Genomic DNA, 14,090 nt, shown 5'->3' on the forward strand with positions numbered 1-14,090 from the left:
ATCGACAAATCCCAAACAAGACAGTCGAGACGTCGGTCAGTCCGTGAGTCAGACCCGTCGGAGAAGCCACGTCACATCCTCACTGTCAGTCCTCGCCGAGGTAGGCCTTGCGGACGGACTCGTCGTGCAGGAGGTCCGCGCCGGTGCCGGAGAGGACGATCCGGCCGACCTCCATGACGTGGCCCTGGTCGGCGAGGGAGAGTGCCGCCTGGGCGTTCTGTTCGACGAGCAGGATGGTGGTGCCCTGGGCCTTGAGTTCGGCGATGGTCTCCATGATCTTCTGCATCATGATCGGGGAGAGGCCCATGGAGGGTTCGTCGAGCATCAGGAGCTTGGGCCGGCACATGAGGGCCCTGCCCATGGCGAGCATCTGCTGTTCGCCGCCCGAGAGGGTTCCGGCGGCCTGTTTGCGGCGTTCCCCGAGGATGGGGAAGAGGTCGTAGGCGCGCTGGATGTCCTTTTCGATGCCCGCCTTGTCGTTGCGGAGGTAGGCGCCGAGCTGGAGGTTCTCGGTGATCGACAGCCGGGGGAAGATGTGGCGTCCCTCGGGGGAGTGGGCGAGGCCCAGGGAGACGATCTTGTGGGCGGGGATGTTGCCGATGGGCTGTCCGTCGAAGACGATGCTGCCGCCGGCCGGTTTGAGCAGCCCGGAGAGGGTGCGCAGGGTGGTGGTCTTGCCGGCGCCGTTGGTGCCGATGAGGGTGACGATCTGGCCGGCTTCGACCGTGAAGGAGATGCCCTTGACGGCTTCGATCTTGCCGTAGGCGACGCGGAGGTCCTGGACCTCCAGCAGTGTGGTCATCGGGCGTCCTCCTCGGTGCCGTCGGCGCCGGTGGTGCTGGTCGTGCTGGTGGTGCCGGTGGTGTCCGCCGTGGTGGTGGTGTCGGCCGTGGCGGTGTCGGTTGTCCTGTGGGCCTCGGCGGCCTCGACCTCGGCGACTTCTTCGGCGCCGGGGGCGCCTTCGAAGGGGGTGCCGAGGTAGGCGGCGACGACGCGTTCGTCGCTCTGGACGACGTCGGCGGTGCCCTCGACGAGTTTCTGGCCCTGGACGAGGACGGCGACGCGGTCGCAGAGGTTGAAGATGAACCGCATGTCGTGCTCGATGACGAGGACGGCGATGCCCTGGTCCCGGATGGCGAAGATGAGTTCTTCGGTGACGCGGGTTTCCTGCGGGTTCATGCCGGCGGTGGGCTCGTCGAGGAGCAGGAGGCCGGGCTCGCTGGCCAGTGCGCGGGCGATCTCCAGTTTGCGCTGGTCTCCGTAGGGGAGGTTGCGCGCGAGGTGGTCGGCCTTGTCCGCCAGGCCGATGAACTCCAGGAGTTCCATGGCGCGTTCGCGGCTGGCGTTCTCGGCCTTGGTGAAGCCGGGGAGGCGCAGGAGGGCGGACCAGAGTCCTTCCTTGGTCCGGGTGTGGCGTCCGACGAGGACGTTTTCCAGGACGGTCATGTTGGCGAAGAGCCGGATGTTCTGGAAGGTGCGGGCGATGCCGGCCTGGGTGACGAGGTGGGGTTTGGGCGGCAGGACGGTGCCTTTGTAGCTGACCTTGCCCTCGGTGGGGACGTAGAGGCCGGTGAGGCAGTTGAAGAAGGTGGTCTTGCCTGCGCCGTTGGGGCCGATGAGGCCGACGATCTCGCCGGTGTTGACGGTGAGGTCGACTTCGCGTACGGCGGTGAGGCCGCCGAAGCGCATGGTGACGCCGCTGGCGTCGAGGACGGTGGTGGCGTTGTTCGTGGTGGGGGTCTTCGTGGTGGTCATGGTGGTCACGCCCCCGCCTTGGCGATGCCGGCGCCGGTTGTGTCGGACTGTCGCGGTTCCGGTACGTCGGGCTGGTCGGTCTCGTGGAATTCGAGCTGCTTCCTGCGGTCGGCTACCAGGCCCTCGGGGCGCAGGCGCATCAGGAGGATGAGTGCGACGCCGAAGAGGAAGAGCTGGTAGTCCTGCATGAATTGCAGCTTGGCCGGGATGAGGTAGAGGAGTGCGGCGCCGACGAGGGGTCCGCTGAGGGTTCCCATGCCGCCGAGGATGACGGCGGCGAGGAGGAAGGCGGAGTTGGGGGGTACGGAGCCGGCGAACTGGTACTGCTCGGGTGTCACGGTGTAGTTGACGTGTGCCTGGACGGTTCCGGCGAGTCCGGCGAGGGTCGCGCCGAGGGCGAAGGCGAGCAGTTTGAGGCGGAAGGAGTTGATGCCCATGGCGGTGGCGGCGGTCTCGTCCTCGCGGATGGCGACCCAGGCGCGGCCGATGCGGGATTCTCCGGAGCGGCGGAAGACGAGGACGACGACGGCGGTGAAGAGGAGCATGAGCAGGTAGTAGTTGGCGGACCTGCCGAGGCTGAAGCCGAGGATGTCGTGCTTGGTTCCGAAGTCGAATCCGAAGAAGTTGAGGTCGGGGATGCTGGGGATGCCCTGGGAGCCGTTGGTGAGGTCGGGTCCGCTGTTGCCGTTGAGGTTGTTCACGGTGAGGCGGAAGATCTCGCCGAAGCCCAGGGTGACGATGGCGAGGTAGTCGCCGCGCAGCCGTAGTGTCGGTGCGCCGATGAGGACGCCGAAGACGAGTGAGGCGGCGGCGCCGGTGAGTACGGCGGCCCAGAAGGGGAATTCGACGCCGATGGCCGACATGGTGGAGCCGGAGACCAGGGCGGCGGCGTAGGCGCCGACGCCGAGGAAGGCGACGTATCCGAGGTCGAGGAGGCCGGCGAGGCCGACGACGACGTTGAGGCCGAGTGCGACGGTGCCGAAGATGAGGATGTTGGCGCCGATGAGCGCGTATTCCTCTTTCTGCTGGGTGAAGGGGAAGCAGACGGCGGCGACGAGGGCGGCGGTGAGGGTGATGTTGCGGTGCTTCGCGGTCAGCGCGGTGAGGCGGGAGACGAGTCCGGCGCGGTGGAGTGCGGTGAAGGCGAAGCCGGTGGTGATGAGGAAGCCGATGAAGAGTTCGGTGTAGTCGGTGTCGATGCCGTAGCTGAAGACGTGGAGGCCGATGCCGAACGCGATGACGATGATGAGGATTTCGGCCCAGTCGGGGAGGGCTTTGGCCCGGGGTGCGGACGGGGCGCGGAGGCTGTGGCGGAAGCGTTCCCAGGCGGTGGTGGTGCCGGCGGGGGTGGGTGTCTGGTCGGTGGGGAGGCCGAGGGCGGCGATGGCGGCGATGAGTGCGCCGATGCCGCTGACCCAGGCGCCGGGTTCCAGGTTGATGATGCCGCCGAGGGCGTAGGAGATGGCGCCGAGGGCGTAGCCGGTGGTGCCGAGGGTGCCGAGGGCGAGGAGGCGGACGGGGCTGTTGGTGCCGGCGGGGGTGAGCCAGCCGAGGCCGCGGATGCCGTATCCGGAGAGTGTGAGGAGGAGGGTGAGTGCGGCGCTGATGAGGGTGAGGATCTGGAGGCCGCCGGGGTAGCCGGTGACGGTGAGGTCGCCGGGGAATTCCTTGGTCCAGGTCCAGGCGAGGAAGGTTCCGGCGAGTGTGAGTGCGGCGCCTGTGAGGGTGGCGATGCGGGCTGCTGCCGGGGGGATGGGGAGGAGGGGTGCGGTGTGGGGTGTGGTGGTGTGGTTGGTGGTCATCCGTATCACGCCCGATCCGCGACGCGTTCGCCGAGCAGGCCCTGGGGGCGGAGCAGCAGGACGATGATGAGCAGGACGAAGGCCCATACGTCCTTCCAGGCGCCGCCGCCGAAGAGTTCCATGCCGGGGACGTTGCTCATGTAGCCGGTGGCGAGGGATTCGGCGATGCCGAGGACGACGCCGCCGAGCATGGCGCCGTAGATGTTGCCGATGCCGCCGAGTACGGCTGCGGTGAAGGCTTTGAGGCCCATGATGAAGCCCATTTTGAAGCCGATCTGGCCGTTCTTGAGCCCGTAGGCGACGGCGGCGACGGCGGCGAACGCGGCACCGATGGCGAAGGCCATGACGATGATGCGGTCGGTGTTGATGCCCATGAGCTTGGCGGTGTCGGGGTCCTGGCTGGTGGCTTGCATGCCGCGGCCGGAGCGGGTCTTGGAGACGAAGAGGCCGAGGGCGATCATGCAGATGGGGGCGGTGATGAGGACGAAGAGGTCACCGCGTTGGATGTGGGCGCCGAGGATGTCGAAGGCTTCGCCCTTGAACTGGGGGAAGGAGCGGTCCTTCTTGGCGTCGGGGTACCACTTCCAGATGGCTTGCTGGAGTGCGAGGGAGAGTCCGATCGCGGTGATGAGCGGGGCGAGTCGGGGGGCGCCTCGCAGGGGTCGGTAGGCGAAGCGTTCGGCGGCTGTGCCGACGGCGACGGAGCATATGACGCCGCCGATGATCATGAGTGGGATGATCGCGAGGAGGGAGACGCCGGCCGGCATCCAGAGGTACACGGTGAGAGCTCCGAAGCCTCCGATCATGAAGATCTCGCCGTGGGCGAAGTTGATGAGCTGGATGATTCCGTAGACCATCGTGTAGCCGATCGCGATGAGTCCGTACATCGCGCCGAGGATGAGTCCATTGGCCAGCTGTTGCGGCAGTTCGTTCACCGCAGGGCCTCCGTGGAGTGGTTCGGATATGGCACCGCGCGGGGCGCTGGTGGCGCTCCCGCGCGGTCTGGGTCACTTCGATTTGCCCGGGAGGGCGGCGGTGGTCAGGGCTTGTAGACCTCGCTGATCTTGGAGACCCACTTGCCGCCGTCGACCTGGTAGGCGGTCATCATGGTGTTGGTGGTGTCGCCGTACTCGTCGAAGGAGACGGGGCCGGTGACGCCGTCGAACTTGACCTTGGCCATGGCTTCGAGGACCTTGGCGCGGAGGTCGTCGGGGGCCTTGCCGTTGTTGTCGGCGACGGCGATCTTGACGGCCTCGATGATGGACCAGGTGGCGTCGTAGGTGCCGCCGCCGTAGGCCTCGTAGGCGTCCTTGTATCCGGCGGTCTTGTAGTCGGCGATGAACTTCTTGGCGGAGTCGAGTTCTTCGACGGGCTTGCCGACGGAGGTGGCGATGTCGCCCTGGGCCTTCTTGTTGAGCTTGATGAAGTCGGCGCTGTACATGCCGTCGCCGCCCATGAGGGGGATCTGGACGCTGTCCTTGAGCTGCTGGCTCAGGGGGGCGCCCGCGGGGTATTCGCCGCCGTAGTAGACGGCCTTGGCGCCGGACTTCTTGACCTTGGTGACGACGGCGTTGAAGTCGCGGTCGTCGGGGTTGACGTGGTCGGTGCCGACGATCTTGCCGCCGAGGGAGGTGAAGGTGTTCTTGAAGGAGGCGGCGAGGCCGGCGCCGTAGGGCTTCTGGTCGTCGATGAGGTAGACCTGGTTGATCTTCGCGTTGTTGTAGAGGTACTTCGCGGCGAAGGCGCCCTGGATCTGGTCCGTGGTGGCGGTGCGGAAGTAGGTCTTGTAGGGGCGCTTCTTGTCGCCGGTCTTCCAGTTCTCGCCCTGGGTGAGTTCGGTGCCGGTGTTGGCGGGGGAGACCTGGGTGAGGCCGGCGTCGTTGAGGGGCTTCTGCATCGACTGGGAGACGCCGGAGTTGAGCGGGCCGACGACGCCGACGACGGTGTCGTCGTCGATGAACTTCTGGGCGTTCTGCTGGCCGACGGAGGGCTGGGCCTGGTCGTCGAGGGGCTTGACCTCGAACTTGATGCCGGGGACGGTCTTTTCCTTGTTGGCCGTCTGGGCGGCGAGGTCGGCGGAGTTCTTGATGCCGAGGCCGAGGGCGGAGAGGTCGCCGGTGATGGGCGCGTCGACGCCGATGACGACGGTCTTGGTGCCGCCGTCGCCGCCGCCGTTGTTGCTGTCGTCGCGCGACCCGCAGGCGGTGAGTGTCAGTGCTCCTGTGGTGAGCACTGCGGTGAGGATGAGCGAAGAACGGTGTCGCACGAAAGGTCCTTTCCCTGGCGCGGCCTCCTCTGCTTGAGGTGCCGTGTCGTTCGCCGGGCCGTACGGGTGGTACAGGGCCGTGCTGGTTGACGCGCCCGGCGGCGCGGTGACTGGCCGTGACTCTAGGCGCAGGTGTGGTGGTGGGGGATGGGTCCGCCGCAGGATGTGACTTTCTTGTTATGCCCTTGAGCAAGGCTTGAGGTGGCTGTGCGGACATGTACGTCTTTTTACTGGTCGGCGAAAGTGACCGCATGGTGAGAACTCGCAGCTCTGCTAAGGGGCTTGAGCAGATCTTGGTGCTGTCGTCCGGTGTGGGCGAGGGGCGCGGGTGCCGGGTGCGGTGAGGTGCGGTGGTGTTCGCGGGGCCGGATACGGGCGTGTTGTCCGTGGCCTGCACGTATCGCCCGATGATTACTCGGAGTGACATCGGGCGTGGTGTGGTTGACGCGGTGTCGCGTGTGCGGTCGGCGCGGTCGGGTGTGGTGGGGGTGCCGATTGGGGCGTTCAACGCGCCGTGAGGTCAGTGGTGTTGACCATGGTGGACGCTCAACTTGGCTTTGTCGTACTGGAGTTGTGCGGGAAATGAGAATGCCCGGCCGGATCTCGGTCCGGCCGGGCGGCGGTGCGGGCGCGTGGCGCGCGGTGGTGGTGCGTGGTGTGCGGTGGGTCGCGTGTTGGGTTGTGTTTCGGTCAGGGGCGCGGGTGGCTTCGGGGCCGGGTGGCAGTGGGGTTTCGGTCAGGCGGCGTCGGGGCGCGGTGCGTCGCGGAGCAGGCACGTGAGGCGGGCGGTGCAGACCCGCTTGTCGTGCTCGTCGGTGATCACGATCTCGTAGGTGGCGGTGGAGCGGCCGCGGTGGACGGGGGTGGCGACGCCCGTGACGAGTCCGCTGCGCACGCCCCGGTGGTGGGTGCAGTTGAGGTCCACGCCGACGGCGATCTTCGTGGCGCCGCCGTGGAGCATGGAGCCGACCGAGCCGAGGGTCTCGGCGAGGACTGCGGAGGCGCCGCCGTGGAGCAGTCCGTACGGCTGGGTGTTGCCCTCGACGGGCATGGTGCCGACGACGCGGTCGGCGGATGCCTCGACGATCGTGACGCCCATGCGTTCGCCGAGGTGGCCGGCGGAGAAGAGGGCGGGGAGGTCGATGCCGAGTTCGGCGTACTCGTCGATGATCTCCTGGGGGAACGTGGGGGTGGTGTGCTCGCCCATGCTGTCCGGCTCCGATCGTCTGCGATGCCTGGTGGCTTCGGTCTGTCTGCGTCGTTCATATCAGACGACTGAGCGGGCGCTTAGGCCGTGTGACGTACGGAACGGCCCGGTGCGGGAGCCGGGCCGTCCCGGCTCGTGCGCGGCCCGTGCCGTCGGGCCGGGCGCCGTCTGTCGGGAGGTCCGGCCCGTCGAGAGGGGCGCTCCCGGTGCGGCCGGCCCGGGAGCGCCGCGACGGGGCCGGGCCTCGTTCCCGGCGGTCCTCGGCCGCCTTCTGTTGTCCCCGGAAGCGGCCGGTCATGCCCAAAGGCGCCCGGTCGCTCTCGGGCGCCCCCTGGTCATCCCCGAGCGTCGCCGGTCATCCCCGGATGTTCTCGAAGCGCACGACGACGGACTTGCTGGCGGGGGTGTTGCTGGTGTCGGCCGTGGAGTCGAGGGGGACCAGCACATTGGTCTCCGGGTAGTAGGCGGCGGCGCAGCCGCGGGCGGTCGGGTAGTGCACGACGCGGAAGCCGGGGGCACGTCGTTCCACGCCGTCCTTCCATTCGCCGACGAGGTCGGTGTACGCGCCGTCGGCCAGGCCGAGGTCGCGGGCGTCGTCGGGGTTGACGAGGACGACGCGGCGGCCTCCCTCGATGCCGCGGTAGCGGTCGTCGAGGCCGTAGATGGTGGTGTTGTACTGGTCGTGCGAGCGCAGGGTCTGCAGCAGCAGCCGGCCGTCGGGGAGTTCGGGGTGTTCGACGGGGGCTGCGGTGAAGTTGGCGCGGCCGGTCGCGGTGGGGAAGCGGCGTTCGTCGCGGGGGGCGTGGGGGAGGGTGAAGCCGCCGGGGTGCTCGATGCGGGCGTTGAAGTCCTCGAAGCCGGGGACCACGCGGGAGATGCGGTCGCGGATGGTCGCGTAGTCCTTCTCGAACTCCTCCCAGGGGGTGGCCGATCCGGTTCCGAGGACGGCGCGGGCGAGGCGGGCGATGATGGCGGGTTCGGAGAGCAGGTGCGGGCTCGCGGGGGTGAGGTTGCCGCGGGAGGCGTGGACCATGCTCATGGAGTCCTCGACCGTGACGAACTGCCTGCCGCTCGCCTGGACGTCCTTGTCGGTGCGGCCGAGGGTGGGCAGGATCAGGGCCCGGGTGCCGGTCACCGCGTGGGAGCGGTTGAGCTTGGTGGAGACGTGGACGGTGAGGCGGGCCCGTCGCATCGCGGCCTCGGTGACCTCGGTGTCGGGGGTGGCGGCGACGAAGTTCCCGCCCATGGCGAAGAAGACCTTGGCGTCGCCGTCGCGCAGGGCCCGGATGGAGCGGACGACGTCGTGGCCGTGGTGGCGCGGCGAGGTGATCGAGAATTCCTTGTCGAGGGCGTCGAGGAACGCGGCCGGGGGCCTTTCGAAGATGCCCATGGTGCGGTCGCCCTGGACGTTGGAGTGTCCGCGCACGGGGCAGACTCCTGCGCCGGGGCGGCCTATGTTGCCGCGCAGGAGGAGGAAGTTGACGATCTCGCGGATGGTCGGCACGGAGTGCTTGTGCTGGGTGAGGCCCATGGCCCAGCACACGATGGTGCGTTTCGAGGCGAGGACCATGGCGAGGGCTTCTTCGATGGCGGCGCGGTCGAGGCCGGTGGCGGCGAGGGTGCGGTCCCAGTCGGCCTCGCGGGCGGCCGCGGCGAATTCCTCGTAGCCGTGGGTGTGTTCCCGGACGAAGGCTTCGTCGACGGCGCCGTCGGCCTGCAGGACGAGCTTGTTGAGAAGGCGGAAGAGGGCCTGGTCGCCGCCGATGCGGATCTGCAGGAAGAGGTCGGTGAGCGGGGTTCCCCTGAGCATGCCGTGCGGCGTCTGCGGGTTCTTGAACCGTTCCAGTCCGGCCTCGGGCAGCGGGTTCACCGAGATGATCCTGGCCCCGGCGGACTTGGCCTTCTCCAGGGCGGAGAGCATCCGGGGGTGGTTGGTGCCGGGATTCTGTCCGGCGATGATGATCAGGTCGGCGCGGTGGAGGTCCTCCAGGGAGACGCTGCCCTTGCCGATGCCGATGGTCTCCGTGAGTGCCGAGCCGGAGGACTCGTGGCACATGTTGGAGCAGTCGGGGAGGTTGTTGGTGCCGAATTCGCGGGCGAACAGCTGGAGGAGGAACGCGGCCTCGTTGCTGGTGCGGCCCGAGGTGTAGAAGACGGCCTCGTCGGGGGAGGCGAGGGCGCGCAGTTCCTCGGCGATGATGCCGAAGGCGCGTTCCCAGGTCACCGGCTCGTAGTGGTCCGCGCCCTCGGGGAGGTACATCGGGTGGGTGATCCGTCCCTGTTGGCCGAGCCAGTAACCGCTGCGGGCGGCGAGGACGGGCAGGGGGTGCGCGGCGAAGAACTCGGGGGTGACGCGGCGCAGCGTCGCTTCCTCGGCGACGGCCTTGGCGCCGTTCTCGCAGAATTCCGCGGTGTGCCGGTGGTCGCCCTCGGGCCAGGCGCAGCCGGGGCAGTCGAAGCCGTTCTTCTGGTTGACCTTGAGGAGGGTCTGTGCGGTGCGCCGGATGCCCATCTGCTGCCGGGCGACGGCGAGGCTGTGGGCGACGGCGGGCAGGCCGGCGGCGGTGTGCCGGGCGGGTCCGACCCGGGGCGCGTCCTGGACCGGGTCACCGGTGGGGGGCTTCGTGGCCATGGTGCGCTTCCTTTCGGGCCGGGTGCGGACCGTGTCGTTCCGTGCGCGTCGCGTGTGTGCCGCGCGGGGGGCCGTGCTCCCCGGCTTCTCCCTTTTGCTCGTCCCTCGATCCTGTCACGCGGGCAGGGCGGGCGGGACGGTCGTGCGTCGTCGAATGCGGCGAGCGATGGCCGGTCGGGCATTGTCGGTGGTCCGTGGCAGGATCGGGGGCGTGGCTGAGACGGCATCGAAGAAGACGGCAGACAACCGACCGCGCCTGCTCCTGATGGACGGGCACTCCCTGGCGTACCGGGCGTTCTTTGCGCTGCCCGCGGAGAATTTCACGACGGGGTCGGGGCAGACGACGAACGCGGTGTACGGCTTCGCGTCGATGCTGGCGAACACGCTGCGTGATGAGGCGCCGACGCATTTCGCGGTGGCGTTCGACGTTTCCCGCAAGACGTGGCGCGCGGAGGAGTTCCCGGAGTACAAGGCGAATCGTTCGAAGACCCCGGACGAGTTCAAGGGGCAGGTCGAGCTGATCGGTGAGCTGCTCGACGCGATGCGTGCGGACCGTTTCGCGGTCGAGGGCTTCGAGGCGGACGACGTCATCGCCACGCTGGCGACGCAGGCCGAGGCGGCCGGTTTCGAGGTGCTGATCGTCACCGGTGACCGGGACTCGTTCCAGCTGATCACGGACAACGTCACGGTGTTGTATCCGACGAAGGGTGTGTCGGAGCTGACGCGGTTCACCCCGGAGAAGGTCGAGGAGAAGTACGGGCTCTCGCCGCGGCAGTATCCGGACTTCGCGGCGCTGCGCGGTGACCCGTCGGACAATCTTCCGGGTATTCCGGGCGTCGGGGAGAAGACCGCCGCGAAGTGGATCAAGCAGTTCGGTTCGTTCGCCGAGCTGGTGGAGCGCGCGGAGGAGGTCAAGGGGAAGGCCGGGCAGAATTTCCGGGACCACCTGGACGCGGTGCGGATGAACCGCCGGCTGACGGAGATGGTCCGTGACGTGGAGCTGGCAAAGACCCCGCGGGACCTGGAGCGCGCGCCGTACGACCGCACGGCGGTGACGGGCGTGCTGGACGTCCTGGAGATCCGCAACCCGAGCCTGCGCGAGCGGCTGCTGGCCGTCGACCCGGGCGCGGCCGAGGCCGGGGCCCCGGTGCCCGCGGCGGGCGTCGAGCTGGACGGTGCGGTGCTGGGCGCGGGCGAGCTGGCGCCGTGGCTGGCGGAGCACGGCGGGGAGCCGCTGGGTGTCGCCACGGTCGACACCTGGGGGCTCGGCGCGGGCACGGTCACCGAGGTCGCGCTGGCGGCGGCGGGCGGCGCGGCGGCCTGGTTCGATCCCGCGGAGCTCGACGAGGGCGACGAGCGGGCGTTCGCCGCCTGGATCGCCGACGCGGCGCGGCCCAAGGTGATGCACAACGCGAAGAGCGCCATGCGGGTCTTCCCGGAGCACGGCTGGCGGGTCGAGGGCGTTACGATGGACACGGCGCTGGCCGCCTACCTGGTCAAGCCGGGCCGCCGTTCGTTCGCGCTCGACGCGCTGGCGGTGGAGTACCTGGGCCGGGAGCTGGCGCCCGCGGCGGCCCCCGACGGGCAGCTGGCCTTCGGCGCGGACGACCGGGCGGAGGCCGACGCCCTGATGGCGCAGGCCCGCGCGGTCCTGGATCTGGGCGAGGCGTTCACCGCCCGGCTGGCCGAGGTCGGCGCGGCGGAGCTGCTGCATGACATGGAGCTGCCGACGTCCGCCCTGCTGGCCCGCCTGGAGCGGCACGGCATCGCGGCGGACCGGGCTCATCTGGAGGGCATGGAGCAGCAGTTCGCCGGTGCGGTGCAGCAGGCGGTGAAGGAGGCGCACGCGGCGGTCGGCCGGGAGTTCAACCTCGGCTCGCCCAAGCAGCTCCAGGAGGTCCTCTTCGGTGAGCTGGGGCTGCCCAGGACGAAGAAGACGAAGACCGGGTACACGACGGACGCCGATGCCCTGGCCTGGCTGGCCGGGCAGACGGAGCACGAGCTGCCGGTGATCATGCTGCGCCACCGCGAGCAGGCGAAGCTGCGGGTCACGGTCGAGGGTCTGATCAAGACGATCGCGACGGACGGCCGTATCCACACGACGTTCAACCAGACAGTGGCGGCGACGGGGCGGCTCTCCTCCACCGACCCCAATCTGCAGAACATCCCGGTGCGTACGGACGAGGGCCGGGCCATCCGCCGGGGCTTCGTCGTCGGCGAGGGCTTCGAGTCGCTGATGACGGCCGACTACAGCCAGATCGAGCTGCGGGTGATGGCGCACCTCTCCGAGGACGCGGGCCTGATCGAGGCGTTCACCTCCGGCGAGGACCTGCACACGACGGTCGCCTCGCAGGTGTTCGGCGTCGACAAGTCGGCCGTCGACCCGGAGATGCGCCGCAAGATCAAGGCCATGAGCTACGGGCTGGCGTACGGGCTGTCCGCGTTCGGTCTCTCCCAGCAGCTGAACATCGAGGCGGGTGAGGCGCGCGGTCTGATGGACACCTACTTCGAGCGGTTCGGCGGGGTGCGCGACTATCTGCACCGTGTGGTGGAGGAGGCCAGGGCCACCGGATACACCGAGACGGTCTTCGGCCGCCGCCGCTATCTCCCGGATCTCAACAGCGACAACCGCCAGCGGCGCGAGATGGCCGAGCGCATGGCGCTCAACGCGCCGATCCAGGGCACGGCGGCGGACATCGTCAAGGTCGCCATGCTCAAGGTGGACCGGGCGCTTACCGAGGCGGAGCTGAAGTCGCGGATGCTGCTCCAGGTCCACGACGAGATCGTCCTGGAGATCGCGGCGGGGGAGCGCGCGCGGGTGGAGGAGATCGTGCGCCACGAGATGTCCACGGCCGTGCAGTTGCGCGCCCCGCTGGACGTGTCGGTGGGTGTGGGTACGGACTGGGAGTCGGCGGCCCACTGACCCGGGCGCGGTCACCGCGCCGACCCGTGGGCGTGGCCCGCGGGGCCGACGGCGTCGGACGGTACGCCTTGGGGCGCTCGGACGCCGGGGTTACGACCTCGTCCACGATTGTCAGCGGCGTCGCGGCGTCTGGGACTTCCGCCTCCGGCGTTGTCGTCAGTCCCCGACGCTCCTTCCCCGAGCTCTCAGCTGCTTTCGAGCAGGGGAGACCCCATCCGACTCCCTCCTCCGCCTTGGATTCGAAGGCTCCAGACGCCGCTCCTTCCTCCACTGCCAATCGTGGACGAGGTCGTTACGGGCCGTCCGAGGCCGCCGGGATGTGGTGCGGAGATGCCCCCGAGGGGAAGTCCGGGCGTCGGGTCAGTGCGGTGACGGGGCCCGTCCGGCCGCGGTGGGGGACGGGGGTGCGGGTGTGCGCGGTCGGCGCAGCCGCATCCATGCCCCGTACAGCACCAGGCCCGCCGCCAGTCCGGCCCCGGCGCCGAAGCAGGCCGTCGGGACGATGTCGAGCGGGTCGTGGACGCCGCCGAAGTACGCGTACCAGCGCGCGCACCGGTGGATGACGCCGAGCAGGACGCAGAGGCCCAGCAGGGTTCCCGCCGCCCGTCGTCCCCGGCGGCCCAGTACCGGTACGTCCGGCGGGACCGGTCGCGCCCCGGTCCGACGCAGGCCCGAGGCCGTGAACCACACGAGCACGGCCAGGGCCACCGCCGAACTGCCGTACTGCACCAGCTGGAACACGGGACGTCCGCCGAGGCTGCCGTCGAGCCCCGGGACCAGTCGCACGCCCCAGCGGTCGTGATGGGTGAAGGCGTCCCAGACGACATGGGTGGTGGCCCCGACGGCCGCCGACACCGCGAACCACGCACCGTCGCGGACCCGGTGCCTCTCCCGTCCGGCCGCGGGCCGGCCCCGCAGGAACGCGTGCACCCGTCCTTGCCAGGCGTCCGGCAGCAGCGCCACCAGCGGCTCGCGCAACAACAGCCACACCGCCACCGCCGCCGCCGTGATCAGCACATCGACCGTGAGCACGCCCCGTACCGAGTGGGTGACCTCCCCGAACTCCATGGCACCGGGAACCGCACTGTCCGCGAAGTACGTCAGATCGGGGGCGAACGAACCCGCGACGAGCGCCGAGGCGACGAGCGGGCCGCGGGCCGTGCCGCTGCGTCGCATGCCCGGCAGTACGGCCGCGGCGTGACTGAGTGTGAACGGCATGGCGGCAAGTATGCGGGAGCCGTCCTCACCGGCCGGACAGCCGCCGTACAACTTGTGGACCGGAACGTGAAAAACAGGTAAGAATCGGTCAGTAGATACTGTGTCAGTCGCATGAGTTGCCGTAGGGTCGCCCGAGAGTCTGTCGAGTGACCCCCGACCGGGCGGCCACGCCCTGGCGCGCACGCTTCCGGTGTTGCCGAAATGGCCTGGTAGCTCCGCTACGAGACCAACTCGGCGCCCTGGAACCGCACGCACCATACCGCGTCCGCTTCCCGGTCGAAGGTGAT

The 14,090-nt window shown here is 69.3% G+C and carries 9 protein-coding genes; 1 reads left to right on the top strand and 8 read right to left on the bottom strand.

Features of this window, described 5'->3' with window-relative positions:
• Positions 1-85: 85 nt before the first annotated feature.
• From ACFYY6_RS21550 to ACFYY6_RS21580, 7 genes are all read right to left on the bottom strand, one after another.
• Positions 86-802, bottom strand: a complete 717-nt coding sequence (locus ACFYY6_RS21550) for an ABC transporter ATP-binding protein (RefSeq protein WP_351525135.1) — start codon at positions 800-802, stop codon at positions 86-88.
• The gene (locus ACFYY6_RS21555) at positions 799-1,755 is read right to left on the bottom strand and encodes an ABC transporter ATP-binding protein (RefSeq protein WP_351525136.1); all 957 of its coding nucleotides are present in this window, start codon (positions 1,753-1,755) and stop codon (positions 799-801) included. The genes ACFYY6_RS21550 and ACFYY6_RS21555 overlap by 4 nt, the downstream gene beginning before the upstream one ends.
• 5 nt (positions 1,756-1,760) lie before the next feature.
• Positions 1,761-3,557 (bottom strand): branched-chain amino acid ABC transporter permease, encoded by a 1,797-nt coding sequence (locus tag ACFYY6_RS21560; RefSeq protein WP_351525134.1) that lies wholly within the window; start codon positions 3,555-3,557, stop codon positions 1,761-1,763.
• 5 nt (positions 3,558-3,562) lie between these two features.
• The gene (locus ACFYY6_RS21565; RefSeq protein WP_351525133.1) at positions 3,563-4,492 is read right to left on the bottom strand and encodes a branched-chain amino acid ABC transporter permease; all 930 of its coding nucleotides are present in this window, start codon (positions 4,490-4,492) and stop codon (positions 3,563-3,565) included.
• 104 nt (positions 4,493-4,596) lie between these two features.
• Positions 4,597-5,823: a branched-chain amino acid ABC transporter substrate-binding protein gene (locus ACFYY6_RS21570; protein WP_351525132.1), complete on the bottom strand. Its 1,227-nt coding sequence runs from the start codon at positions 5,821-5,823 to the stop codon at positions 4,597-4,599.
• Positions 5,824-6,559: 736 nt separating this feature from the next.
• The gene (locus ACFYY6_RS21575) at positions 6,560-7,030 is read right to left on the bottom strand and encodes a hotdog fold thioesterase (RefSeq protein ID WP_351525131.1); all 471 of its coding nucleotides are present in this window, start codon (positions 7,028-7,030) and stop codon (positions 6,560-6,562) included.
• Between the two features lie 355 nt (positions 7,031-7,385).
• Positions 7,386-9,662, bottom strand: coding sequence for an FdhF/YdeP family oxidoreductase (locus ACFYY6_RS21580; RefSeq protein WP_351525130.1), 2,277 nt, complete (start codon positions 9,660-9,662; stop codon positions 7,386-7,388).
• A 211-nt stretch (positions 9,663-9,873) separates the two neighbouring features.
• Between ACFYY6_RS21580 and polA the strand changes: the two genes are divergently transcribed.
• Complete coding sequence (gene polA / locus ACFYY6_RS21585; protein WP_351525129.1) at positions 9,874-12,585, top strand: DNA polymerase I; 2,712 nt, start codon at positions 9,874-9,876, stop codon at positions 12,583-12,585.
• A gap of 360 nt (positions 12,586-12,945) precedes the next feature.
• Here polA and ACFYY6_RS21590 read toward each other — a convergent pair whose 3' ends face one another.
• Positions 12,946-13,803: a DUF4184 family protein gene (locus tag ACFYY6_RS21590; RefSeq protein ID WP_351520609.1), complete on the bottom strand. Its 858-nt coding sequence runs from the start codon at positions 13,801-13,803 to the stop codon at positions 12,946-12,948.
• Positions 13,804-14,090 lie beyond the last annotated feature (287 nt).

This window comes from Streptomyces sp. NPDC001750, from assembly GCF_042892615.1.
Lineage (GTDB): Bacteria > Actinomycetota > Actinomycetes > Streptomycetales > Streptomycetaceae > Streptomyces.

What these genes read in the sequence shown, in the direction of transcription:
- ACFYY6_RS21555 (WP_351525136.1), bottom strand. Translation starts at nt 1,755, where the DNA reads ATGACCACCACGAAGACCCCCACCACGAACAACGCCACCACCGTCCTC.
- ACFYY6_RS21575 (WP_351525131.1), bottom strand. Translation starts at nt 7,030, where the DNA reads ATGGGCGAGCACACCACCCCCACGTTCCCCCAGGAGATCATCGACGAG.
- ACFYY6_RS21590 (WP_351520609.1), bottom strand. Translation starts at nt 13,803, where the DNA reads ATGCCGTTCACACTCAGTCACGCCGCGGCCGTACTGCCGGGCATGCGA.
- ACFYY6_RS21580 (WP_351525130.1), bottom strand. Translation starts at nt 9,662, where the DNA reads ATGGCCACGAAGCCCCCCACCGGTGACCCGGTCCAGGACGCGCCCCGG.
- ACFYY6_RS21550 (WP_351525135.1), bottom strand. Translation starts at nt 802, where the DNA reads ATGACCACACTGCTGGAGGTCCAGGACCTCCGCGTCGCCTACGGCAAG.
- ACFYY6_RS21560 (WP_351525134.1), bottom strand. Translation starts at nt 3,557, where the DNA reads ATGACCACCAACCACACCACCACACCCCACACCGCACCCCTCCTCCCC.